The organism is Actinomadura craniellae (assembly GCF_003289645.1).
In the GTDB taxonomy this organism is placed as follows: Bacteria; Actinomycetota; Actinomycetes; order Streptosporangiales; family Streptosporangiaceae; genus Actinomadura_D; species Actinomadura_D craniellae.
In genome coordinates this window covers 459540-482885 of sequence record NZ_QLYX01000003.1, presented here as the reverse complement: position 1 = coordinate 482885, position 23346 = coordinate 459540, and the positions used below count along the sequence as shown (strand labels likewise).

The following is a 23346-nucleotide window of genomic DNA, read 5'->3' as shown; positions in this document are numbered from 1 at the left end:
ATGGGTACGGATGACCTGCCGCACAGCGACGACCCCGCCGAGCGGCTGCGGGCGCTGATCCGGCTGGACGAACGGATCACCGAGTCGGGGCCGGGCCCGGAGCTCGCCGCGCTGCTGCCCGCCTCGCCGGCCGGGCTACCGCCGGAGGGGGCGTTGCTGCTGGCCCGGCTGCACGAGCGGCTACGGGCCCACACCGGCCCGCCCCGGTGGGACCCGGCCGGGTGGCCCGCCCGGGTACGGATCGCCTGGCGGCGCGCCGAAGTGCTCGCCCGTCCGGAGATCCTGCGCGAGCCGCCCGCCGACGGGCCACCGCACCAGGCCGGGCACCACCACGGCATGGGCGGGGAGCGGCCACCCGACGAGACGCTGTACCAGGCTGTGCACTCCATCGAGGCGGCCGACGCGGACGACCCCGACCTGCTGATCGGCGAGCTGATCCGGGGAGCCGACCCGGTGCTGTGCGCCGCGGCGCTGCGGCTGACCCGGGAGGCCCTGCACCAGGGTCTGCTGTCGCCCGCGCGGGCGCGGGCGCACCTCGCCGGGCTGGCGGGGTCGGCCGCCCCTCAGGTGGCCGAGGGCGCCCAGCGCGAGCTGGCCGAACCGTGGGCGGCGCTCGACCCGCTGCCGGAGTCCGGCCTGCCGGACGGCCCGGCGATCGCCGAGGTCGCGGCCCGGCACGGTCACCCCGGGCCGCTGTGGGAGGTCGCCGCCGACCCGGACCGGCCGCCCCGGCTGCGGCGGCGGGCCCTGGAACTCCTCGGCGGCCTCGCGACGCGGGCGGACGCCCCCCGGCTCGTCCGGCTCGCCGCGACGGACCCGCTGCTGCTGGGCGGGCCCCTGTTCGGCTGCCTGGGCGAGATGCACCGGCGCGGGCACTTCGCCGGGGACGACCAGGTGCCCGCCCTGCTGGGCCTGGCGCTCGCCGACCACACGATCCCCGCCGAGACGTCAGCTACCGTCCTGTTCACCTGCCGGGACGCGATGCTCCGCACGCTGGCGGCGGCGCCCACCGACGCGCCGGACTGGCCCCGGCGGCTGGACCTGCTGGTCGCCCTGGCCGGGCAGGGCACCGGCGACCCGGACATCGGGGACACGATCACCCGCATGCTGGCCGAGGCCGGCGACCCGCGCCCGTTCCTGCGCGCCGTCCGCGCGCTCCGCCACCGGCCCGCCGAGGACGCGGTCCTCGCCGCACTGCCCCTGGCGGCCGGCGCCGCGCTCGACGCGCTGGAGGCCGTCGGCGGGCCGCGGACGGCGGCGATGCTGCGCGACGGCCTCGACGGGGAGGTCGCGCCGTACCTGCGGCCCGTCCGGCACCGGGCACTGGAACTGCTGTGGCTGCTGACCGAGGACACCGGGGAGCGCGGGCGGCTGCTCGACCGCCTCGACCCCCGCGACCTGCCCGCCCGGATCGCGGCCGACCTCGGCGGCCCGGACGAGCGTGAACTGGCCGTGCTGCGCGCCGCCCTGGACCCCGACCGTCCGGTGGACGCGCTGTGCCGGCTGGCCCGGCACGGCACCGCCGGCACCGTCCCGGCCCTCACCGACCTGCTCCTGCGCGTCGTCTCCGACCTGGCGGCGGGCGCGGCCATCTCCGGCCAGCCCGCCGGCAGGCACAGCCTCCACCCCGGCGCCCAGCCCGGCAGTGAGCACAGCGCCCAACACAGCGGCCGGCACGGCGTCCAGCCCGGCGACCGGCACAGCAATGGGCACAGCGGCCCACTCGGCAGCGGGCACGGTGGCGGGCACAGCCCCCAGCCTGGCGGCCAGCCCGGCAGCGGGTACAGCGGCCAACACAGCGATCGGCACGGCATCCAGCCCGGCGACCGGCACGGCGGTGGACACGGCGTCCAGCCCGGCAGTGGGCACCGCGGCCAACACAGCGATCGGCACGGCGTCCAGCCCGGTGGCGGGCATGACGGCGGGCATCTCGGCGGAGTGGGCGATGCCGAGGATCGCGCGCGGCGCCGCAAGGCGGGAGTCGCGGAGCCCGCGGTGCCGGCCGAGGTGATCGACGCGGTGTGCGGGCTGGGGGCCCGGCTGTACCGGCGAGGGCGGATCCGGCCGGTGTGCCTGCTCGACGCCGGCACGGCGGAGGAGGCCGGGCGGGCGCTCGTCGCGACGATGGCGCTGGATCTGCTGGAGCGGCCCGACCTGGCCGACGCCGAGCGGGCGATCCTGCTGGAACTGCTGGGCCGGGTCCCCCACCCGGCCACCCGGGCGCGGGTGCACCGGCTGCTGCGGCACCGCGACCCGCAGGTGCGCAAGCACGTGATCGCGCTGCTCGCCGGGCCGGACGCCCGGGCCCTGTCGGCGAGCCTGCTCCCGCTGACCGCCTCCGGCGACGCGCGGACCGTCCGGCAGGCGCTGCTCGCGCTCGGGAACGCGAACGCCCGCTGGGCGAGCCCGGCGATCGCCGCGGCCCTCGACCACCCCACCATGAACATCAAGAAAACGGCCGCGGCGGCGCTCGGCACGGCGGGCGACCCGGCGGCGGTACCGAAGCTGCTGTACTGGCTCGGCCGGCACGACAACCCCGGGCTGCGCGACTCCCTCACCGCGGCGCTGCGCGCGATCCTCGGCACCGCCTACCCGGCCACCGTGCTCGCCGCCGCCGAGCGCGCCGACGGCGACCGCACCCGCACCCTGCTGCTCGAAGGGCTGCACCGGACGCTGTCCGCCCGCGCCGTCGGCGCCCTGGCCGACCAGGGGTCCCCGGCCGGACCGGCCCTGCTCGAACTGCTCGCGAACGGCCGGATCGCGCTCGGCTCCGGGGCACTCGACGACCTGGCCACATACGGCGTCACCCCACGCGACCAAACACCGCGACCGGACGCCGACGCCGCCCTGCTGGCCGAACACGGCTGGGACGCCGCGGCGGCCCGGCGCCTCCTCGACCGCCCCACCGGCGACCTGGCCGACCGCTCGGCCGACCATCCAGCCGACCGCTCGGCTGACCACTCGGCCAACGATCCGGCCAGTGACCTGGCCGACCGGCACCTGGCCGGGCTGCGCCCGCTCCTGGACCGCTGGCTGGAACTGGTCGAAGCCGACCGGGCCCGCCGCGAACCCGCCCTGCGGCTGGTGCTGCGGCTGTGCCCGGCCCCCTGGACGGACGGCGAGGTCGAGGCGTTCGCCCGGTCCGCTCCCCTGCTGGCCGGCGCGCTGGCACGGGCCAGCGGGGCGTACCGCGACGGCCTGCTCTCCGTTCTGGACGCGGCCGTCCCCCGGCTGCCCGCCGAGTCCGCCTTCGACCTCGCCGGCCGGCTCCGCGCGCTGCCCGGCCCGGTCCCGCTCGGCCTGCTCCGCCGCTGCGGCGCGGTGCTCACCCGCGCCGACGTGGAACGGGCGCTGGCCGCGGCGCGCACCGGCCCCGACCCGTGGCGCGTCGAACGCCGGGTGCTCCACGACGCCTTCGGCCTCGCCGACTCCGGCCCGGACAGCACGGCACCCCACCACCCGGGTCCGGAGGAGCGCTCCCGCCCGGCTGTCTCAGCCGATTCCTGGCGCACCGACCTGGAAACCGCGGCCCGCACCCCGCGCGGTCTCCAGGAGTTCCGCAGCCGTAACGGGACTCACCGAGGCACCGGCCCGGCCGCCCGTGGCAGCGCCTGCGGCACGGCTCCTGACGGCACTCATGCCCCAGCCAGTGGCAGCGCCGGCACGACCGCTCGTGACGGTGTTCACGCCGCAGCCCCCGGCGGCGCTCATGGCTCGACCGGTGCTCATGGCGACGGCCGTGCCGATCCGCGCGGCGGTGATTCCCGCGGCGAAGTGCCCGGTGCGCGCGGTGAACGGGCCGTCGGCTCGCGGGAGAAGCTGGCCGCGCTGGCCGAGGTCTACCCGCACGCCGCCGGGCCGGAGATCCGGGCGGCTCTGCTGGACTGGATGGTCGAGCTCCAGCCCGTCGACGCCCCCGCCTGGACCCTCGCGGAGGAGGCCCGGCGGCCCGTCCAGGCGGAGCGCGTGCCGCGGGCCGGTGACCTGGACCAGCCCCGCTCGGCGGCGCTGCGCGACCGGTTGCTCGCCCTGCTGGGCGGCCCCGACGCCGACCGACGGCAGCTCGCGGCCCGGGCGCTGCGCGGCTGGCCGGAGCCGGAGGTCAGGGCCGCCGTGCTGCGGGCGCACCTGGCGGGCCGCGTGGACGTGCCGGTCACCGCCGAGCTGGCCCGGGCGCTGCCCGCCCTGGATCCGGCCGAGCTGGGCGAGGGGACGCGCGCCGCTGAGGTCGCCGCCCTGCTGATCGAGAAGGCGGGTGCCGACGCGGACCTCGGCCCGGTGGCGCGGCTGCTGCCGGAGTGGTGGCGGCGCGGCGTGCCCGCCGCCGGGCGGGCGCTGCGCCGGATGCCCGCCGACATGCTGGCCGACCTCCTGGCCGACCGGCTTGCGGCCAGGGAGTGGGGGTTCCTCGACCTCCTCGCCGACCGTCCGGTGCTGAACACCCCGCCGCTGGCCGAGGCGCGCCGGCGGTCGGGCGACGAGCGGCTCGTCCTGGTGGACGGGCCACTGCGCCCGCCCGGTGCCGCCCGCGAGGACACCGCCGCGCTGGCGGCCCTGCGCGCCCGGCCCGACCTCCCGGAGGCGGCGTCCCGGCCGTCCCGCCGGGAACTGCTGGAGCTGGCCCGGACCGGCCCGCCCGAGCAGGCGCGCCGGGCACTGTCGTCGCTGGCCGAGCAGCCCGCGGACGAGGAACTGGCGGAACTGCTCGCCGAGTTGCTCGGCCACCCCGAGCACCGGGTCCGGCTGCACGCGCACCGGATCTCGCGCCGGGTGCTCGACCGGCCAGCCCACCTCCGGCTCACCGAGCTGCTGCTCGACGACCCCCGGCCGGACGTGGTCCGCTCTGCGGTCAACACCCTGTGCCATGCGGGCTGGGAACCCGCGCTGCCCGCGGTGGCGGACCTGCTCCTGCACCCGGACCCGACCGTCCGCCGGGCGGCGGCCGACGGCCTGGTCCTGGTGGGCGGCCCGGCGGTCCCCGCGCTGCGGCACGCCGCCGGGCGGGCCCGCCCCGACCGCCGCCCCCGCTACACCGCCGTCCTCGACCGGATCACCGCCGGCTGACCCCGGCGGGTCCGGGGAACGTGTCCGCCCCGGCGGACGGGTTCCGCGGACCCGCCAGGGCCGATCGGCGGCCCACCGGTCGCCGGCACAGACCCGCACCGGCGGCTTCGCCGGGCCCCACCGCAGCCGAACCTACGGATTCGCGGAACCCGGTCACAGCCGGACCCACAGGTCCACGGAACCCGAGGCCGACGTAGCTCGAACCGCCGCCGTGCAATCCGGGTCGCAGCCGGACCCACAGGTCCACGGAACCCGTCCGTGGCCAGTCCCGCAGGCTCACAACACCCGCCCACGGTCAGATCTGCAGGTTCACGGAACCCAGCCGCAATCGAACCCGGTCGTGATCAAACCTGCGGTTCACGGAGCCCATCGGCAACCGCACCTGCAAGTTCGCGGGACCCGGCCGCAACCGAACCCGCACGTTCACAGAACCGCCCGTGGCCGGGCCCGCGGGTTCACAAGGACGTGTTCGCCAGCCAGCGGTCCAGGAGGTCGTCGCGGCCCGAGACCTTCAGCCGGTCCGGCGGCAGGCGCCGGAGGAGGGCCAGGAGCAGGTCCGTGACGGGGCCGCTCGCGGTGACGTCGGCGGCGGCTCCGGGCGCGAGCTCGGGGCCGGCCGGGGCCAGCCGGACCTGCCACTCCCCCGTGCCGGGCGCGTGGAAGCGCAGGGTCTCGCCCGAGCCGCGCAGGGCCTCCTCGTTCCCGCGGAGGGCCAGCACCATCTCCAGCGCCTCCGTCAGGGCGTCCGCCGCGAGGTCCGGCGCCAGGTCGTAGGGCCGGCCCAGGGCCAGGCAGGCGTCGGCCCGGTGCACGACGGTCTCGTGGGTCATCCGGCGGGCCCAGTAACCGGCCGACCGCTCGTCGGTCCACGTCCACACCGGCACCTCGGGACCCGCCTCGCCGAGGACGGCGACCAGGCGCGCCGCGCACTCGCGCAGGTACGCCGGGTGGTCGTCGGGGCTCTCCTGGCGCTCGGGCTTGAGGAACTCCGTGGCGCGGCGCTCCACGAGCGTGGCGGCCCACAGGTGCGCCCCGCCGACGTGCCGGACGAGCTTGTCCAGGTTCCATCGGGGGCAGGTGGGCACCGCCAGCGCGAGATCGGAGCCGGCGATCGTGTCGGCCAGCGCGTCCGTCTGGGCCGCGATCTCGGTGCGGTACCGGTCGAAGGTGAGCATGGCGGCAACGGTAGGCGGCGGGCTCGATCAAGCTCAAGGCCGGGGTGGCGTCCGCCGTGCTCCGGCCGCGGGCACGGGCAGGTGGGGCGCGCCCTCGCGGTCACCTGCATGTGAGCGGATCCAGTGGGTAGGGCCGCCGCTGACGCCGCCTCGCATCGACGCGAAGGAGGAGGCAGCCATGCCGGAGCGCGATGACATGCCCTCGACCGTCAGGCGTTCGTCGAAGGAGGCCCAGGACACCTGGGCGAAGGTGCGTGACTCCGCGGTCGAGCAGTACGGCGAGGGCCGCCGGGCGTACCAGACCGCGTACGCCGCCCTCAAGCACAAGTTCGAGAAGGTCGGTGACCACTGGCGCCGCAAGGCCCACGGGAGGAAGGGCCCCTCGGACGAGGAGGCCGCCAAGCCCCGGGCCCGGCGCGACACCCGCAAAACCGCCGAGGGGGTGGACGCCAAAGCCAGCAAGCAGCACCTCTACGAGGTGGCCAAGGCCCTCGGCATCAAGGGCCGCTCCTCAATGAGCAAGAGCGAACTGGTGGACGCCATCAAGAAGGCCAACCGCAGGGAGACCGCCCGCGCCCGCAGGTGAACCCGCCTGCGGTCACTCGTCCCAGGTCCGCCAGCGGGTGGTGTCGATCTCGATGCCGAACGGGTCGGGCAGCCTGACGAGCTCTCCGAACTCCCACGACTCCTCGTGCAGGTACGCCCCGGCGCCCTGGTCGGGGATCGAGAACAGCGTGGTGCGGGCGACCTTGGGATCCCGGTCCGCCAGCAGGTAGTACGGCACCTCGGATCGTGCGTAGCCGCTCCACTTCGTGGCCTTCCTCCGGTCCTGGAGTGAACGACGATCGTCGGCCGCGTTGGAAGGTGAAGTCACCTCGACCACCAGTTCGACCTGGTCGGGGACCAGGTGCCGTACCCCGGCCGCCCTGGCGGCGGCGAAAGCGGCCCCGTCCATCACGACGAGGTCAGGGATGTAACCGTCCCGGACACCGAACAGGTCCAAGCCCACGCCCTGGAACGCCTCCCAGGGAAAGGCCGGGTCGGCCGCGGCCGCCCGGAACACGGCCCGTGTGATGTCCTGGACGATCCCGCCGTGCTCCAGCACGGGTGCGGGTGACACGACGACCTCTCCCCCGATGACCTCGACCCGATGACCTTCCGGCACGTGGAGGAAGTCACCGAGTTCACCGCGCGCCCACATGGCGTAGGCGCTGTCCGGCAGGACGACCGCGGGCTGCCGCAACACGGTGACGCTCATGTCAGGTGACTCCTCCCGCACGACCGGCTCCACATCGTAGGGAAAGCGTCCGTTCAGCGTACCGAGGACGAGCGATCCGCTACCGCTTCGTCACCTCGAAAGACCGGCCTGGTCAGCCGATGCCGTCGGCCAGGTGCCACGATCAGGTAGGCGGAGACGGGAACCACCTGACGCCTCCCGTCAGGCGTGGCCGCCTGGGCGACTGCGAAAACGGTAGGAACACGTTCCTACCGCACGCTATGGTGGAGCCATGACCGCACGGAAGCTGTCGATCTCGGTGCCACCGGAGGTCGAGGAGACGATCAAGGCGGCGGCCGCGGAAGAGGGCAAACCGGTCTCCGCGTGGCTGGCCGAAGCAGCCGTGGAAAAGGCCCGCATCGCCGCGCTCCACGCTGCGGGCCGGGCCGCAGCCCGGGAGTTGGTGGCCGAGTACGAGAGCGAGCACGGGAAGCTCCCCGAGGAGTCCCGGCAGCGTGCCCGCGAGTTCCTGCTGGAAGCCGGGCTGCTCGACGACGAGCCGTGGCGAGCGGCCGGGTAGTGCGCACGATCGTCTACGACACTGGCGCCCTGCTCGCCGCTGAACGGCGAAACCCGGACTTCCTCGCCCTGCACAACGAGCTGATCGCCGCCCGCATCCGGCCGGTCGTTCCAGTGGTGGTCCTCGCTCAGGCATGGCGCGGCGGACCACAGCACCAGATCTCGCGCGTGCTCAGGGGCTGTGACATTCGCTCCGACGACGAGCGCACCGGCCGCGCCGCCGGTGTTGCCTGCGCGGCATCCGGGACTGCGGACGTCGTCGACGCGATCGTCGTCACCACCGCCGTCCAGTACCAGGCTGCGGCGGTCACCAGCGATCCCGAAGATCTCAACCACCTTGCCAACGCCATCGGCGTCAAGCTGCGGCTCTTTACCGTCTGACAGCCCGCGACGGTCACGTGACCACGGACGGTGTAATCACGGGCTCCGCCTGGCTACCCCGCCCCTGCCTCTGACAGTCGCCGGCGCACCCGGTCGGGCCGGGCGGGACGCGGGGGCGCGTCCCGCCCGGCCTCGCCGGTCAGGGGCCGTCCGGGGTTTCCAGTTCCAGGCCCCCGGAGAGGAAGCGGATCTGCTCTTCGGTCAGGGCGCTCTGGTAGGCCCACACGTCGTCCATCGCGTCCGGCCAGTACTCGCCGTTAAAGGCCGAGCGGCCGATCTGGAGTCCGCCGGTGGACGCGGCCGTCGTCAGGACGTCCCGCGTGACGGACCTGCTCTGATCCAGGTTGCCGTTCACGTACAGCCGCATCTCGCCGCGGAGGGCGTCGTAGACCACTGCCAGGTGGATCCAGTAGTAGGGGGAGTAATCGAAGTGCGACGCGTGCTTGCGGGGTGCGTCCGCCGCGTCGGCTTCGGCCAGTTCGAAGCGCCAGCCGCCGAAGGGCAGTTCGGGTGACTGCGTGACGTACCGCAGGGCGAACACGTCGGTGTGCTCTCCGGGCTGGGAGAGCAGGGTGGCGTTCCCGGTCGGCCCGCCGCCCATCGTGCTCGCCCAGGTGGTGATCGTGAAGCTTCGGGTGGTGTCCACCACCGGGGCGGCGGTGTGCGCGTACGCGTCGGTGCCGTTCAGCAGCAGCCCACCCGCGGAGGCCCACCAGAACCCGGAGTTCGGGTCGATGGTCGCGCCGCCCGCGAGCGTGAGGGTGTGCCCGTTGCCGGTGTCGTCGGTGCCGTCGGTGTTCAGCTTCCACCGGGCGGCCCGCACCGTGGGCCGGACGAGCATCCCGGCGACCTCGCCGTCGCCGAGGAACCGGTCGAACACCCGGACGTCGTCGAGGTCGCCCGGCCACTGGCCGGCCATGGTGCCCTCGTCCATGCCCCGGCCCAGGTACAGCGGGCCGGTGGCGTTCCACGCCGCGTCCACGGTCGCGGCCTCGCCCGGCTCGCCGTTGACGAAGATCTCCAGCTTGCCGGTGGCCTCGTTGTACATGCCGGCCAGATGCGTCCAGCGGCCGAGCCGGGCCGGGTCCTTGGAGGTCGCCTCGAACCGGCCGGCCCCGTCCGCGTCGGCCTTCGCCATGGCGAACACCCACTTGCGCGACTCGCCGTCGTAGCGCAGGGACAGGCCGCTCTGCCGGGTGCCGGCCTGGCTGACCGCGACGTAGGACTTCGCCGGGTCGGTGGCCGTCGGGCGCACCCAGGCCGAGATCGCGAAGCTCTTGGTGGTGTCCACCAGCGGGCCCGCCGTCTGCGCGTGGCCGGTGGCGCCGTCCAGCCGCATCGCCGTGCCCTCCTGGCCGTCCGCGCCGAGGGTGACCCCGCCCTGCGGCGTGGCGGAGATCGCGGGTTCGCCGGGGCGGGTGGCCGCAGTGACCGTCGCCGACCCGGCCGGCTCGTCCAGCCCGAAGTGGGCCTTCGGGGGCGTGCCCGCGCGAGCCCGGAACATGTGGATCGTCGATGCGCTGCCCTGGTTGGCCCGGGTGAACGACCGGACGTACACCTGGTTCGTGCCGGACCTGACCGGCGCCAGGAGCACCTGCCGGGGCGCTCCGTCGGTGGTGGCGACGGTCCTGGCGTGCCTGCCGTTGACCTCGATCTCGTACCTGACCGCGATCCCGCCGGGGTCGGCGATGGTGAACGTGCCGGCCCGCCCGACGCCGTCGTGCTCCTTCCCGTCGTCGGGGTAGTCCGTCGAGGTCACGGTGGGCGGCACGGGCGAGGTCGGGTCGTAGACGAAGTGGCAGCCCGCCTGCGGTTCGGCATGGCTCCACGGCCCCCACGCCGTGCCGTCCCAGGTGCGCACGCTCCAGGCGATCGGCTTCTTCTGCGGGATGGTGCCGGGCAGGGTGACGCTGACCCTGCTACCGGAACTCGTCGCCCCGGTCAGCGAGGAGGTCCACCGGACGTCGAAGCCGGTGCCGTCGTCCCACGCCGCCCGGAACTCGCCCTGTACCCGATCGCCGTCCGGGTCGGTCAGGTGGGCGTAGAGAATCGGAATGCCGGTCATCCACGGAGCCGCATCGGAGTCCGTCACGCACGGGCCACCGGGAAACGTGCTCATGCCGGCGGGGTCCGGCCGATCCGGGAGCCTGTTGTAGACGAGCCGCAGGTAGGCGTCGGAGGCGAAGCGCTTCCACCCGGCCACCGAGTTTTCGTCGGCGGCCCGCAGCCCGAAGGTGATCGACGGGTCGCCGCGGTCCGCGGCGGCCTGGACGACCGCCAGCAGGTCCGTGCCGCCGAACTCCACCCCGACTCGGGAGCAGTACGCGACGTCGCGTGTCGCCAGGTGCTTCAGCCAGCCGTTCGCGGTGCTCCGCCAGGTCGCGTCCGGTTCGAGCGCGCGGGTGTGCCAGAGCTGGACGGGGGCGGGGACGCCGCACTCGCGGGCGTGCGTCTCGTATCCGATGAACTCGGCGGACTGGATCTGTGCGTTCGCGACGGTCGTCAGCGGCAGTTCGTAGAGCAGCCGCTTCTTCTGCGGCACGGCGCAGTCGTCGTCCAGGGCGGGACGGCAGCGACCCACGCCCTCGGTCGGGTTGCCGGCGAACTTGTAGTACGACCTGTTCCGGAAGGTGCTGGACACCATCGCCCAGCCGGCGTCCAGGGAACTGGCCGTCCAGGTCGGGTCGACGTACACCGGGTAGCGGGTGGTGGGCGCGGTCAGCAGGTCCCGGTCGGGGCGCAGCGCGAGTTCGCCTCGGTTCAGCTTGACCCCCACCTGGGCGGTCCGGGCGCCCTCGCCGGGGCCGTCCGCCGGGTCGTGCCCGGCGGCGGGCGGGTGGGAGGAGTCCCACATCACGGGAGCGGGCGCCTCGAACACGGCGCCGCGGCTCGCGGGGGCGGTGGCGCGCAGGCCGCCCGCGGCGTCGGCGGAGACCGACAGCCCGGAGGCGCCCAGCTTGAGCTTCAGCTCCGCGAGCCGCGGGTCGCGGGCGGCCTGCGGGGTCTTGATCACCAGCACGTGGGCGAAGCCGTCGGGTTCCGCGCGCAGCCGCAGGTCCACGTCGGGCAGCACCGACCGGTAGGTCGCGGTGTCGCCGTCGAGCACCGGCTGTGGCAGCTTGCCCGGCCAGGTGAGCGACAGTTCCCGGGAGGCCCGGGCCATGCGCACCATGGGGGCGTCGCCGCCGGCGGAGAACGCCATGCGCGCCGAGGTGGCGGTGGGGACGACCTTGCCGTTCACCAGCTTCAGGGTGGTGTCGACGCCGACCCACCTGCCGTTCTGCACCGTCCGGACCGGGCGCAGGTGCTGGGTCACCTCGAACCTGCCGGTCGGCAGTGCCCGGACGGTCCGGGTCTCGCCGCGGCGGGACAGCACCTCGACCGGTTTGCCGGACTTGCGGGCGGCCGCCAGTGCCTGCGCGTCGGTGAACGGTGTCGCCGGCCGGTCCTCGGCCAGCGCCGGTGCGGGACGGGCCAGGGCCGGTATCTGGGCGAGCGAGGCGACCATGGTCACCGCCAGCCCCATCGCGCCCGCGCGCCGCCGTATCCCCATGCCTCATCGCCTCCGCACCGTGAGACGTACAGGGATAGCCGCATACGTCGCACAAGCCCCAGATGAAATCGATCTCCGCAAGGGTCCTTGATCATTTGGCCGACGTCAAGATCAATAATTGGTCACGGCCGTCTCCGGCCAGGGACGGCTCCCGGGCCAGGGTGCCCGCCGCCGGACCCGGGGCAGGCACTCCGACCAGGTCAGACGCGGACGGGCTCGCGGGCCGGAGCTCCCGCCGCCGGGGCCGGGGGCGGGGTGTCGGCCAGCGGGCGGAAGCGGCGCAGCCGCAGGCTGTTGGCGACCACGAAGACCGAGGAGAACGCCATCGCCGCGCCGGCGATCATCGGGTTGAGTAGGCCCGCCGCCGCCAGCGGCAGCGCGGCGACGTTGTAGCCGAAGGCCCAGAACAGGTTGCCCTGGATGGTGCGCAGGGTGCGCCGCGACAGCCGGATCGCGTCGGCCGCCACCCGCAGGTCGCCGCGGACCAGGGTGAGGTCGGCGGCCTCGATCGCCACGTCGGTGCCGGTGCCCATGGCCAGGCCCAGATCGGCCTGGGCCAGGGCGGCCGCGTCGTTGACGCCGTCGCCGACCATCGCGACCGTGCGGCCCTCGGCCTGCAGGCGCCTGACCACGTCGACCTTGCCGGCGGGCAGCACCTCGGCGATCACCTCGTCGATGCCGACCTGCCGGGCGACCGTGCGGGCCACGGTCTCGTTGTCGCCGGTCAGCAGCACCGGGCGCAGGCCCAGCTCGCGCAGCCGGGCGACGGCCTGCGCGGAGGTCGGCTTGACCTGGTCGGCCACGGTGATGACCGCCCGCGCGGCGCCGTCCCAGCCGACCGCCACGACGGTGTGGCCGGCCGCCTGGGCGGCGGCCGTCACCCGCTCCAGCTCGGCGGGCAGGTGCTGGGACCACTCGGCCAGCAGCCGGGGCCGGCCGGCCAGCACGGCGTGGCCGTCCACCATGCCCTGGACGCCCAGGCCCGCGATGTTCTCGAAGTCCGTCACGGGCTCCAGCGGGCCGAACCGGTCGCGGGCCGCCCGCGCGATGGCCTGGGCGATCGGGTGCTCGGAGGCGTCCTCCAGCGCGCCGGCCAGGCGCAGTGCCGCGGCGGCGGTCGTCCCCTCGGCGGTGTGGACGTCGACCAGCGCCATCTTCCCGGTGGTGACGGTGCCGGTCTTGTCCAGCACGACGGTGTCGACGCGGCGGGTGGACTCCAGCACCTCGGGGCCCTTGATCAGGATGCCGAGTTGGGCGCCCCGGCCGGTGCCGACCAGCAGCGCGGTGGGGGTGGCCAGGCCGAGCGCGCACGGGCAGGCGATGATCAGCACGGCCACGGCGGCGGTGAACGCCGCGGCGGCCCCGCCGCCGGCGCCCAGCCAGAAGCCCAGGGTGCCCACGGCCAGGGCGATCACGATCGGGACGAAGATCCCGGAGATCCGGTCGGCCAGCCGCTGTACCTTCGCCTTGCCGCTCTGCGCCTCCTCCACCAGGCGGGCCATCTGGGCCAGGCGGGTGTCGGCGCCGACCCGGGTGGCGCGGATCGCCAGCCGGCCGCCCGCGTTCACGGTCGCGCCGACCACGGAGTCGCCGGGGCCGACCTCGACCGGCACGGACTCGCCCGTCAGCATGGACGCGTCCACCGCCGAGGAGCCCTCCTCCACCACCCCGTCGGTGGCGATCTTCTCCCCGGGTCGGGCCACGAACAGGTCGCCGGCGGCCAGCCGGTCGATCGGGATCCGCTCCTCGCGGCCGTCCCGCAGCACGGAGACGTCCTTGGCGCCCAGTTCCAGCAGGGCGCGCAGCGCGCTGCCGGCGCGGCGCTTGGCGCGAGCCTCGAAGTAGCGGCCGGCCAGGATGAACATGGTCACCCCGGCGGCGGCCTCCAGGTAGATGTTCATCGACCCGTCGGTGCGGGTCATGCCGAACTCGAAGCCGTGCCGCATCCCGGGGTCGCCCGCCGTCCCGAAGAACAGCGCCCACAGCGACCAGCCGAACGCCGCCAGCGTCCCCATCGATACCAGGGTGTCCATGGTCGCGGCGCCGTGCCGCAGGTTCGTCCACGCCGCCCGGTGGAACGGCCATCCCCCGTACACCACGACCGGGGCGGCCAGCGTGAGCGACAGCCACTGCCAGTTCTCGAACTGCAGGGCCGGGACCATCGCCATCGCGATCACCGGGACGGACAGGGCCACCGAGACGGCCAGCCGGCGCCGTACCGGCAGCAGCTCGTCGGCCGCCGCGGCGGGGGTCTCGTCCTCCTCTGGGCGGGGCGGTTCGGCGGTGTAGCCGGCCTGCTCGACGGCGGCCACCAGGTCCTCGGGGGTGACGCCGGGCGCGTAGGAGACCGCGGCCTTCTCGGTGGCGTAGTTGACGGTCGCGGTCACGCCCGCCAGCTTGTTCAGCTTCTTCTCGATGCGGTTGGCGCACGCCGCGCACGTCATGCCGCCGATCGCCAGCTCGATCCGACCGGGCGTGTCGCCGGAAGTCATCGCTCCTCCTCCTGCACCGAACCGACGCCATGGTCGCAGGTCGTTCCGGTGACCTCGTCAGTATGCGTGCTCATCGCCGCCCCCTTTCCATCCCGTACCCCCTAGGGGTATATGACCCGCCTGATGGTGCCATGCATCGTCACCGGCTACAACACTTACCCCCTTGGGGTATCTTCCAGGATCTGTCACCTTTCTTTGGGCGGGGTGTAACGCCGCGGACTGTCCGGACATCTGCCTCAATAGCCAGGGGAAGGGAGCCGGTGTGGACGAGCCTCCGGACGGGCGGCGCTTCGAAGAGCTCTACCGGGCGCACTACGCCGCGGTCGGGCGCTACGCGCTGCGCCGCACCGAGTCCCCCGACGACGCCGTCGACGTGCTCGGCGAGACGTTCCTCGTCGCCTGGCGGCGGCTGGACGACGTGCCGCCGGGCGAGGAGGCGCGGCTGTGGCTGTACGGCGTGGCCCGCCGGGTGCTCGCCAACCACCGCCGCGGGACGGCCCGCCGCGAGCTGCTGGCCGAGCGGCTACGGGCCGAGTTCACCGAGGCCGCCCCGGAACGGGAACAAACCGGGGACCGGGCGGGCGTGCGCGCCGCCCTGGACCGGCTGTCGCCCGAGGACCGGGAACTGCTGACCCTGACCGGCTGGGAGGGGCTGGCCCCGGGCGAGATCGCCACGGTGCTCGGCTGCCGGCCCGGCACCGTGCGGGTGCGGCTGCACCGGGCGCGCCGGCGCTTCGCCCGGGAACTGGAACGGGCGGGCGTGGACACGGCACGGCTGGGCGCCCGGACCGTGGCGCTGGCGGAGGGGTGAGCGAGATGGACGTGAACGAGATCCTGCGAAGCGCCGAACCGGCGCACGCCGTACCGCCGATGGGGGCCGGCGCGGACGAACTGCTGGCCGAGATCACGGCCGTCCCGCGGCGCGCCCCGGCCCGGCGGCGGGCGCCCCGGTGGACGCTCGTACCGCTGACCGCCGGGCTGGCCCTGGCCGCCCTGGCGATCGGCTGGCTGGTCCCCGGCACGTTCGGGGCGGCCCCGGCCGAAGCCGCCCTCGACATCCGACGGGAGGGCGACCAGTACGTCATCACCGTCAAGGACGCCTTCGCCGCCCCCGAGCGCTACACCGAACAGCTGCACAGCAGGGGCATCCCCGTCTCGCTGCGGCTGGAGCCGGTGTCGCCGAGCCTGGAGGGGAGCATCTCCGGGCCCCACGACCCCCGGCAGAACGGCCTGACCCTGGAGGACGTCGCCCGGCGCAGGGACCTCATCTCCCCCATCCAGCCGCCGGGCGGCTGCGTGCGCACCGTCCGCTGCCCCATCGGCGTGCGGATCCCCGTCGGCTACCGGCCGCACCCGGACGCGGACCGGCCCGGGCTGCGCGAGATCATGCTGGGCCGCAAGGCCCGCCCCGGCGAGCGGTACCGAGCGTTCGGCCAGCTCAACAACCCCGGTGAGCCGCTGGCCTGCGTCCCGTTCGTCAACCAGACCTTCGGCCGGGTGCGGGCCATGCTGCTGGAGCGTGGCATCGCCGTCACGACGGTCGCCGTCCCGGACCAGGGGTCGCGGGCGGCCGTGCCCGCGTCCTGGTACGTCCACGAGGGGTGGGCCAACGAGCCCGGCAAAGCGGTCCTGGTCGCCGACGCCCGGCCCGGCCCCCGCCCCTGGTCGCTGAGCGAGCAGTGCCCTAAGCGCGGCTGAACCTCCGTCCCGTCCCAGCGTGTCCGCGGCGCGGACGCGCCGGCTCGCCCTGCCCGCACCCCGAGGAGTTCCCCATGAAACGCATGATCGTTCTGCTCGCCCTGGCGCCGCTGGCCGCGTGCGGCGGCGGTCCCGCCGGCGACGGGATCGCCGGCGCCACCGGTGAGACCGCCGCCTCGGCGCGGCCGTCGGGCGGGCCCGACGCGGCCCGGATCCGGTGGGCCCGCTGCCTGCGGGAGAACGGCGTCGACATGCCTGACGATCCCAAGGACCTGCCGCCGGGCGGTCTGCGCCTGCCCGACCGGGCGCTACAGGCGTGCGAAAAGCACCGGGACGGCATGGGCGGCCAGCTGATCGACAAGAACGACCCCGAGGTCCGCGACCGGTTCGCCCGGTTCTCCCGGTGCATGCGGCAGCACGGCTACGACATGCCCGACGACGCGCCACCGGACATCCACCTGAAGGACCCGGCGCTGTGGGAGAAGGCGTCCAGGTCCTGCTCGCACCTCCTGCGGGAGAACGCGCCCCGATGAGACGCAAACAGGGACTCGCCGCCGCGGCGGCCGTGCTGGCCTGCGGTGCTGCCGCGGGCCTGGTCCTCACCGGCCGGGACGCACCGGCCGCCGCACCCGAACCGCTCGCCACGGCCGAGGTGACCCGCGGCGACCTGGTCGACACCGTCTCGGTGGAGGGCGAGCTCGGCCACCGGGGCGAGCGCGAGCTCACCGCGGCGCGGGCGGGCACCGTCACGTCCGTTCCGGCGCCGGGCGCCGTGGTCGGGCAGGGCGGCGCTCTCTACGCGGTCGATCTGGAGCCGGTGGTGCTGATGTACGGGACCGTCCCCCTGTACCGGCCGTTGCGGATGGGCGTCCCGGACGGCCCGGACGTCCGCCAGCTCGAACGGGCGCTGCGAGCGCTGGGGTACGGCGCGGGACTGACCGTCGACCGGCACTTCTCCGCCGCGACCGCGCACGCCGTGCGCCGGTGGCAACACGCCGCCGGGCTGCCGCGGACCGGGGCGGTGACCGCCGGGCAGGTGGTCTTCCTGCCGAGCCAGGCCCGGATCGCCGAGACGCCGGCGGCGGTCGGCGCCGCGGTCGCCCCGGGCCGGCCCGTGCTCACCGTGACCGGCACCGCGCGGGCCGTCCACGTCGAGCTGCGGGCGAGCCGGCGGGACCTGGTGCGGAAGGGCGTCCAGGTGACCGTCGAGCTGCCCGGCGGGACGACCGCCCGCGGCCGGGTCGTGTCCGTCGGGGCGACCGCCCGCAAGCCCGAGGAGGAGGGCGCCGAGGCCACGCTCGACGTCAAGATCGAGCTGACCGGGCGGGCCGGGACCGGCGGGCTGGACCGGGCGCCGGTGACGGTCGCGCTGGCGGCCGAGCGCCGCCGGAACGTGCTCAGCGTGCCGGTCGAGGCGCTGCTCGCGCTGCGCGCGGGCGGGTACGGCGTCGAGGTGGTCGAACCCTCCGGGGCCCGGCGCGTCCTCGCCGTCCGGACCGGCGCGTACGGGAGCGGGCGGGTCGAGGTCTCCGCCGCGGGGCTGCGCGCCGGGCTGCGGGTGGGGGTGCCGGAGCTGTGATCGTCGAACTCACCGGCGTCACCCGGCGGCACGGCCGGACCTGGGCGCTGCGCGGGGTGGACCTGGCCGTCGGGGCGGGCGAACTGGTCGCCGTCACCGGGCCGTCCGGGTCGGGCAAGTCCACGCTGCTGCACCTGATGGGCACGCTGGACCGGCCCTCCTCCGGCGAGGTGCGCGTCGCTGGGCATCCGGTCGGCGCGCTGCCGGACCGGCGGCTGTCGGCGCTGCGGGCCCGGGCCATCGGGTTCGTGTTCCAGCAGTTCCACCTGACGGCCGGGGTGCCCGCGCTGGACCAGGTGGCCGGCGGGATGATCTACCGCGGCTGGTCCCGGCGCGCCCGACGCGAGCGGGCCGCCGCCGCGCTGGACCGGGTCGGGCTGGGCCACCGGCTGCGGCACCGGCCGCACGAGCTGTCGGGCGGCGAGATGCAACGGGTGGCGATCGCCCGGGCGGTGGCGGGCGAGCCCGCGCTGCTGCTCGCCGACGAGCCGACCGGCAGCCTCGACTCCGCCGCCGGCGAGGAGGTGCTCGCCGTGCTGCGGGACCTGCACCGGGCGGGCACCGCCGTGGTCGTCGTCACCCACGACCCCGACGTCGCCGCGCGCTGCCCGCGGCGGGTGCGGATGCGGGACGGCCTGGTCGTCGAGGACGGGGGGCTCCGATGACCGGCCCGCTCACCCCGGCCCGGCTGCGGCCCCGGGACCTGGCCGAGGTCGGCGCCGCGGGGCTGCGCGCCCGCCCGGCCCGGGTGGTGCTGTCGGCGCTGGGCGTCGCGCTGGGGATCGCGACCATGGTCGCGGTGCTCGGCGTCTCCGCCTCCGGGCAGGAGAGGTTGCGCAGCGAGCTGGACCGGCTGGGCACCGACCTGCTGCGGGTCCAGCCGGGGCGGACGCTCCAGGGCGGGGAGGCCCGGCTGCCGGTCGAGTCGGTGGCGATGGTGCGCCGGATCGGCCCGGTCCGGGCCGTGAGCGCCACCGGCGAACTGCCCGCCACGGTCCGCCGCACCGACCGGGTCCCGCGGGCGGAGACCGGCGGGCTCACGGTGCGGGCCGCCTCCCTCAACCTGCTGGGCACCCTGGACGGCCGCGTCCGCTCAGGGACCTGGCTGAACGCCGCGACCGAGCGGTACCCGGCCGCCGTGCTCGGGTCGGTGGCGGCGCGGCGGCTGGGCGGGCCGCGCCCCGGCACCCCGGTGTGGATCGGCGACCGGTGGTTCACCGTGGTCGGCGTCCTCGACCCGCTGCCGCTGGCCCCGGAGATCGAGCGGGCCGCGCTGGTCGGCTTCCCGGCCGCGCGGGCGCACCTGGGCTTCGACGGCCACCCCACCACGCTGTACCAGCGGTCGGCGGAGGCGTCGGTGGACGCGGTGCGCGCCGTGCTCCCCCGCACGGTGAACCCGGAACGCCCCGAGGAGGTCGAGGTGTCCCGGCCCTCGGACGCGCTGGCCGCCCGGGCCGCCGCCGAGGGGGCCCTCACCGGGCTGCTCCTGGGCCTGGGCGCGGTGGCGCTGCTGGTGGGCGGGGTGGGGATCGCCAACACCATGGTGATCTCCGTGCTGGAGCGGCGCCGGGAGATCGGGCTGCGCCGCGCGCTGGGCGCCACCCGGGGGCAGATCCGGGCGCAGTTCCTGGCCGAGTCGCTGATCCTGTCGGCGCTCGGCGGGGTGGCGGGGGTGGCGGCGGGGGCACTGTTCACCGCGGGGTACGCGCTGTGGCGGGACTGGCCGCCGGTCGTGCCGGGCTGGGCGCTGGTCGCCGCCCCGGCCGCGGCCCTGGGCGCCGGCGCGCTGGCCGGCCTCTACCCGGCGGTCCGCGCCGCCCGGCTCGCCCCGACCGCCGCGCTCAACACCCCGGCCGGGTGACCCGTTCAGCCGGTACAGGGGGCGCAGCAGGGCTTCGGTGACCCACCCCTCGGCCGGGTGACCCGTTCAGCCGGTGCAGGGGGCGCAGCCGGTGAGGGCGCGCACCACCGCCCGGGCGGCCTCCTCCGCGCCCCGGCGGGCGGGGGCCTCCGGCAGCGGCCGCTGCGCCTCGTAGTCGGGCAGCCCGAACTCGCCCACGGGACGGTCGTGGCCGCCGTACCCGACCTCGACGACGGCGTTGCGGAGCCGGACGTGGACGGCGCCCCTGCCCGCCGCGCCGATGACCTTGCTGACCGCGTACCGGGAGAACGCCTCGTCGCCCACCCCGGGCAGGGCGGTGAGCGGGCCGCCGCCGGTCTCGAACGCCCGGCCCGCCGCGCCGGGGGTCGCGGCGGCGCGGTCGCGGGCGAGGGCGTCCGCGGCGTCCTGCGCCCCCTCGTACAGCTCCACCCGCAGGGTCAGGCTCCGCTGCCCGGTCTCGCCGCCGCGCCGCCGCTCGGCCACGCGGGTGCACGACCACCGCCGGCCGGACGTCTCCGGCCGGGGCGCCGCGGTGCCGGGGAGCAGCCGCCGGGCGACGCCCGCCGGGAGCAGCCCGCAGATGTCGGTGACCGTGGTGAACTCGGGGCCGGACGAGGTCACCGACGGGCTCGCCCGGGCGGTCCACTCCGGCGGGAAGGCGAGTTCGGGCCGCCGGTCGGGGCGGTCGGGGCGGGCGGCGTCCACCGCGACGGCGGCCAGGACGATCGTGCTCAGCAGGATGGTCGCGCCCGCCACGGCGAGCGTCACCGCGCGGCCCGCGCGCTGCGGCTCCGGGGGCGGCGGGGGTGGCTGGCCGTACGGGGGGATCGGCGGGACCCCGGGCAGATGAGGGTGGCGCGGCTCGTGGGGCTGCACCCGTCCACCCTACGTCCCGTCCAGTGGGACGCCCGTCCGCGCCGGGCTGCCCGGCCCGGCAGGCTGCCGGTGAGCACTGCAGGGGAGGAGGCGTCCGTGGACGACATCCGCCGGGCCGCCGACGGCCTGCTCGGCGCGTACGCCTCGGGCGAGCCCGTCGAGCCGCTGACGACGGTGTACGCCGGGCTGACGCTGGGCGACGCGTACGCGATCCAGCTCGCGCAGATCGAGGAGTTCCGGGCCAAGGGCGCCCGGATCAAGGGCCACAAGGTCGGGCTGACCTCGGCCGCCATGCAGCGGCAGATGAACGTGGACCAGCCGGACTTCGGGGTCCTGCTCGACACCATGTTCCACCTGGACAGCGCCCCGATCGACGCCGGCGCGTTCCTCCAGCCCCGGGTCGAGCCGGAGATCGCGTTCGTGCTCGGCCGGCCGCTGGCCGGGCCCGGTGTCACGGCCGCGGAGGCCGCCGCCGCGGTGGACTTCGTGCTCCCCGCACTGGAGATCATCGACTCGCGGATCCGCGACTGGAAGATCTCGCTGGTGGACACCGTCGCCGACAACGCCTCCAGCGGCGGGGTGGTGCTCGGCACCCGGCCCGCCCCGCTGGACGCCGTGGACCTGCGGTTGGCGGGCTGCTTGCTGTACCGCAACGGCGAACTGATCAACACGGGTGCCGCCGGGGCGGCGCTGGGCTCGCCGCTGAACGCGCTGGTCTGGCTGGCCAACACGCTGGGCGAGCGCGGCGTGTCGCTGGAGGCGGGGCACGTGGTGCTGCCCGGCTCGATCACCTCGGCCGAGCCGATCTCCGCCGGGGACGTCCTCACCGCCGAGTTCGCCGGGCTCGGCACCGTCACCGCGAACTTCAAGGGGGGCTCGTGAGTCTCACCGCCGCCATCGTCGGGCCCGGGAACATCGGGACCGACCTGCTGGTGAAGTTGCTGCGCAGCGAGCACCTCCAGGTCCACTCCATGGTGGGGGTGGACCCCGGCTCCGAGGGGCTGGCGCGGGCCCGGGAGATGGGGGTGCCCGCCTCCGCCGAGGGGGTGGACTGGCTGCTGGCCCAGGACCCGCTGCCGGACCTGGTGTTCGAGGCGACCTCGGCGCGCGCCCACCTGGCCAACGCGCCCCGCTACGAGGCCGCCGGGATCAAGGCCCTCGACCTGACCCCGGCCGCGGTCGGGCCGCTGGTGTGCCCGCCGGTCAACCTGGACGACCTGGCCGACGTCCCGAACCTCAACATGATCACCTGCGGCGGGCAGGCGACGATCCCGATCGTGCACGCGGTCTCCTCGGTGGTGCCGGTGCCCTACGCCGAGATCGTCGCCTCGATCGCGTCCCGGTCGGCCGGGCCCGGCACCCGGGCCAACATCGACGAGTTCACCCAGACCACCGCCCGGGCGATCGAGCAGGTCGGCGGGGCCGGGCGCGGGAAGGCGATCATCATCCTCAATCCGGTGGACCCGCCGATGATCATGCGGGACACCGTGTACTGCGCCCTGCCCGCCGACGCCGACACCGAGGCGATCGCCGCCTCCGTCCACGCCATGGTCGAGCGGGTGGCGACGTACGTGCCCGGCTACACGCTGCGCGCCGAACCGCAGTTCGACGGCCCCCGCGACATCTGGAACGGGCACGCCCGCGTCGCGGTGTTCCTGGAGGTCAAGGGCAACGGCGACTACCTGCCGCCCTGGGCCGGCAACCTCGACATCATGACCGCCACCGCGGCCCAGGTCGGCGAGCGGCTGGCGGCCGGGCGAGACGGCGGGGACGGCACGGGCGGCAGGGGCGAAAGGGACACGGCATGAACGACGTCCGGATCACGGACTCCACGCTGCGCGACGGCTCCCACGCGATGGCCCACCGCTTCACCGAGGAGCAGGTGCGCGGGGTGGTGTACGCGCTCGACTCGGCCGGGGTGGAGGTCATCGAGGTCACCCACGGCGACGGGCTCGGCGGGTCGTCCTTCAACTACGGGTTCTCCCTCGAAGACGAGATCAAGCTGGTCTCCGCCGCCGTGGACGAGGCGACCCGGGCGCGGATCGCGGTGCTGCTGCTGCCCGGTCTCGGCACCGTGGAGGACCTGAGGAAGGCGCATGGGGTGGGCGCCTCGGTGGCCCGCATCGCCACCCACTGCACCGAGGCCGACGTCTCGCTCCAGCACTTCGCCGCCGCCCGCGATCTGGGCATGGAAACGGTCGGGTTCCTCATGCTGTCGCACCGGGTCGGCCCGGCGGAGCTGGCCCGCCAGGCGCGCATCATGGTGGACGGCGGCGCCCAGTGCGTCTACGTGGTGGACTCCGCCGGGGCCCTGGTGCTCGGGGACGCCCAGGCCCGGGTCTCGGCCCTGGTGCAGGAGATCGGCCACCAGGCCGAGGTCGGCTTCCACGGGCACCAGAACCTGTCGCTGGGGGTGGCCAACTCCGTCCTGGCGGCGCAGAACGGCGCCCGCCAGATCGACGGTGCGCTGTGCGCGCTGGGCGCCGGGGCGGGCAACGCCCCCACCGAGGTGGTGGCGGCGACCTTCGACCGCCTCGGCATCCGGACCGGGGTGGACATCCAGGGCGTCATGGCGGCGGCCGAGGACGTGGTCAAGCCGTTCCTGCACCGGCTGCCGTTCGCCGACCGGGGCGCCATCACCCAGGGCTACGCCGGTGTCTACTCCAGCTTCCTCCTGCACGCCGAGCGCGCGGCGGAACGCTACGAGGTCCCCGTCCACGAGATCCTGCAGAAGGTCGGCGAGGCCGGGTACGTCGGCGGCCAGGAGGACATGATCATCGACGTCGCCCTGCAGCTCGCGGCCGAACGCGACCGCGCCTCCTGACAAGGCCGGCGGCGGTGCGCGGACCGT

General features: G+C 75.5%; 18 protein-coding genes. 13 read left to right on the top strand and 5 right to left on the bottom strand.

All coding sequences use genetic code 11. From position 1 onward, the window contains the following. The gene (locus DPM19_RS09095; protein WP_111864731.1) at positions 1–5064 is read left to right on the top strand and encodes a HEAT repeat domain-containing protein; all 5064 of its coding nucleotides are present in this window, start codon (positions 1–3) and stop codon (positions 5062–5064) included. A gap of 455 nt (positions 5065–5519) precedes the next feature. Here the strand turns inward: DPM19_RS09095 and DPM19_RS09090 are convergent, their stop codons facing one another. Next, positions 5520–6239 carry a maleylpyruvate isomerase family mycothiol-dependent enzyme gene (locus DPM19_RS09090; protein WP_111864728.1) on the bottom strand — a complete coding sequence of 240 codons (720 nt, stop codon included), beginning with the start codon at positions 6237–6239 and terminating at the stop codon, positions 5520–5522. Positions 6240–6417: 178 nt separating this feature from the next. Between DPM19_RS09090 and DPM19_RS09085 the strand changes: the two genes are divergently transcribed. Further along, positions 6418–6825, top strand: a complete 408-nt coding sequence (locus DPM19_RS09085; protein WP_111864725.1) for a ChaB family protein — start codon at positions 6418–6420, stop codon at positions 6823–6825. A gap of 12 nt (positions 6826–6837) precedes the next feature. On the opposite strand, the gene DPM19_RS09080 is transcribed toward DPM19_RS09085, so the two are convergent. Continuing rightward, positions 6838–7497, bottom strand: coding sequence for a Uma2 family endonuclease (locus tag DPM19_RS09080; protein ID WP_111864722.1), 660 nt, complete (start codon positions 7495–7497; stop codon positions 6838–6840). 250 nt (positions 7498–7747) lie between these two features. Between DPM19_RS09080 and DPM19_RS09075 the strand changes: the two genes are divergently transcribed. Then, on the top strand, positions 7748–8035 hold the full coding sequence (locus DPM19_RS09075; protein WP_111864719.1) for a hypothetical protein: 288 nt from the start codon (positions 7748–7750) through the stop codon (positions 8033–8035). Further along, the gene (locus tag DPM19_RS09070) at positions 8035–8415 is read left to right on the top strand and encodes a PIN domain nuclease (RefSeq protein WP_111865077.1); all 381 of its coding nucleotides are present in this window, start codon (positions 8035–8037) and stop codon (positions 8413–8415) included. Before DPM19_RS09075 ends, DPM19_RS09070 begins: the two co-directional genes overlap by 1 nt. Positions 8416–8554: 139 nt before the next feature. On the opposite strand, the gene DPM19_RS09065 is transcribed toward DPM19_RS09070, so the two are convergent. Both DPM19_RS09065 and DPM19_RS09060 read right to left on the bottom strand, forming a co-directional pair. Next, positions 8555–11968 (bottom strand): LamG domain-containing protein, encoded by a 3414-nt coding sequence (locus DPM19_RS09065; protein WP_158566734.1) that lies wholly within the window; start codon positions 11966–11968, stop codon positions 8555–8557. Between the two features lie 200 nt (positions 11969–12168). Next, positions 12169–14460, bottom strand: a complete 2292-nt coding sequence (locus tag DPM19_RS09060) for a heavy metal translocating P-type ATPase (protein WP_111864714.1) — start codon at positions 14458–14460, stop codon at positions 12169–12171. A 262-nt stretch (positions 14461–14722) separates the two neighbouring features. Here DPM19_RS09060 and DPM19_RS09055 point away from each other — a divergent pair, with 262 nt between their 5' ends. From DPM19_RS09055 to DPM19_RS09030, 6 genes are all read left to right on the top strand, one after another. Further along, a complete protein-coding gene (locus DPM19_RS09055; protein ID WP_111864711.1) occupies positions 14723–15271 on the top strand; it encodes an RNA polymerase sigma factor in 549 nt (182 codons plus the stop codon). A gap of 5 nt (positions 15272–15276) precedes the next feature. Beyond that, a complete protein-coding gene (locus DPM19_RS09050; protein WP_146778784.1) occupies positions 15277–16158 on the top strand; it encodes a hypothetical protein in 882 nt (293 codons plus the stop codon). Between the two features lie 74 nt (positions 16159–16232). Further along, positions 16233–16691 (top strand): hypothetical protein, encoded by a 459-nt coding sequence (locus DPM19_RS09045; RefSeq protein ID WP_111864705.1) that lies wholly within the window; start codon positions 16233–16235, stop codon positions 16689–16691. Further along, positions 16688–17737 carry a peptidoglycan-binding protein gene (locus tag DPM19_RS09040; protein ID WP_111864702.1) on the top strand — a complete coding sequence of 350 codons (1050 nt, stop codon included), beginning with the start codon at positions 16688–16690 and terminating at the stop codon, positions 17735–17737. Before DPM19_RS09045 ends, DPM19_RS09040 begins: the two co-directional genes overlap by 4 nt. After that, positions 17734–18402 carry an ABC transporter ATP-binding protein gene (locus DPM19_RS09035; protein WP_407642497.1) on the top strand — a complete coding sequence of 223 codons (669 nt, stop codon included), beginning with the start codon at positions 17734–17736 and terminating at the stop codon, positions 18400–18402. The genes DPM19_RS09040 and DPM19_RS09035 overlap by 4 nt, the downstream gene beginning before the upstream one ends. After that, entirely contained in the window at positions 18399–19598 is a 1200-nt protein-coding gene (locus DPM19_RS09030) for an ABC transporter permease (protein WP_111864699.1), read from the top strand. The genes DPM19_RS09035 and DPM19_RS09030 overlap by 4 nt, the downstream gene beginning before the upstream one ends. A 66-nt stretch (positions 19599–19664) precedes the next feature. On the opposite strand, the gene DPM19_RS09025 is transcribed toward DPM19_RS09030, so the two are convergent. Next, positions 19665–20495 (bottom strand): hypothetical protein, encoded by an 831-nt coding sequence (locus DPM19_RS09025; RefSeq protein ID WP_146778783.1) that lies wholly within the window; start codon positions 20493–20495, stop codon positions 19665–19667. Positions 20496–20591: 96 nt separating this feature from the next. On the opposite strand from DPM19_RS09025, the gene DPM19_RS09020 reads away from it, so the two are divergent. Genes DPM19_RS09020 through dmpG form a run of 3 tightly spaced genes read left to right on the top strand, consistent with a single transcriptional unit; the run spans position 20592 to position 23319 of the window. Further along, entirely contained in the window at positions 20592–21377 is a 786-nt protein-coding gene (locus tag DPM19_RS09020) for a 2-keto-4-pentenoate hydratase (protein ID WP_233509996.1), read from the top strand. Beyond that, positions 21374–22303, top strand: coding sequence for an acetaldehyde dehydrogenase (acetylating) (locus DPM19_RS09015; protein ID WP_111864692.1), 930 nt, complete (start codon positions 21374–21376; stop codon positions 22301–22303). Before DPM19_RS09020 ends, DPM19_RS09015 begins: the two co-directional genes overlap by 4 nt. Further along, positions 22300–23319 carry a 4-hydroxy-2-oxovalerate aldolase gene (gene dmpG, locus DPM19_RS09010; RefSeq protein WP_111864689.1) on the top strand — a complete coding sequence of 340 codons (1020 nt, stop codon included), beginning with the start codon at positions 22300–22302 and terminating at the stop codon, positions 23317–23319. The genes DPM19_RS09015 and dmpG overlap by 4 nt, the downstream gene beginning before the upstream one ends. Positions 23320–23346 lie beyond the last annotated feature (27 nt).

Bases quoted from the DNA above. Each gene is read 5' to 3' on its own strand.
- DPM19_RS09095 (WP_111864731.1), top strand. From the start codon at position 1: ATGGGTACGGATGACCTGCCGCACAGCGACGACCCCGCCGAGCGGCTG.
- DPM19_RS09050 (WP_146778784.1), top strand. From the start codon at position 15,277: ATGGACGTGAACGAGATCCTGCGAAGCGCCGAACCGGCGCACGCCGTA.
- DPM19_RS09080 (WP_111864722.1), bottom strand. From the start codon at position 7,497: ATGAGCGTCACCGTGTTGCGGCAGCCCGCGGTCGTCCTGCCGGACAGC.
- dmpG (WP_111864689.1), top strand. From the start codon at position 22,300: ATGAACGACGTCCGGATCACGGACTCCACGCTGCGCGACGGCTCCCAC.
- DPM19_RS09045 (WP_111864705.1), top strand. From the start codon at position 16,233: ATGAAACGCATGATCGTTCTGCTCGCCCTGGCGCCGCTGGCCGCGTGC.
- DPM19_RS09065 (WP_158566734.1), bottom strand. From the start codon at position 11,968: ATGGGGATACGGCGGCGCGCGGGCGCGATGGGGCTGGCGGTGACCATG.
- DPM19_RS09040 (WP_111864702.1), top strand. From the start codon at position 16,688: ATGAGACGCAAACAGGGACTCGCCGCCGCGGCGGCCGTGCTGGCCTGC.
- DPM19_RS09075 (WP_111864719.1), top strand. From the start codon at position 7,748: ATGACCGCACGGAAGCTGTCGATCTCGGTGCCACCGGAGGTCGAGGAG.
- DPM19_RS09090 (WP_111864728.1), bottom strand. From the start codon at position 6,239: ATGCTCACCTTCGACCGGTACCGCACCGAGATCGCGGCCCAGACGGAC.
- DPM19_RS09085 (WP_111864725.1), top strand. From the start codon at position 6,418: ATGCCGGAGCGCGATGACATGCCCTCGACCGTCAGGCGTTCGTCGAAG.
- DPM19_RS09030 (WP_111864699.1), top strand. From the start codon at position 18,399: ATGACCGGCCCGCTCACCCCGGCCCGGCTGCGGCCCCGGGACCTGGCC.
- DPM19_RS09060 (WP_111864714.1), bottom strand. From the start codon at position 14,460: ATGACTTCCGGCGACACGCCCGGTCGGATCGAGCTGGCGATCGGCGGC.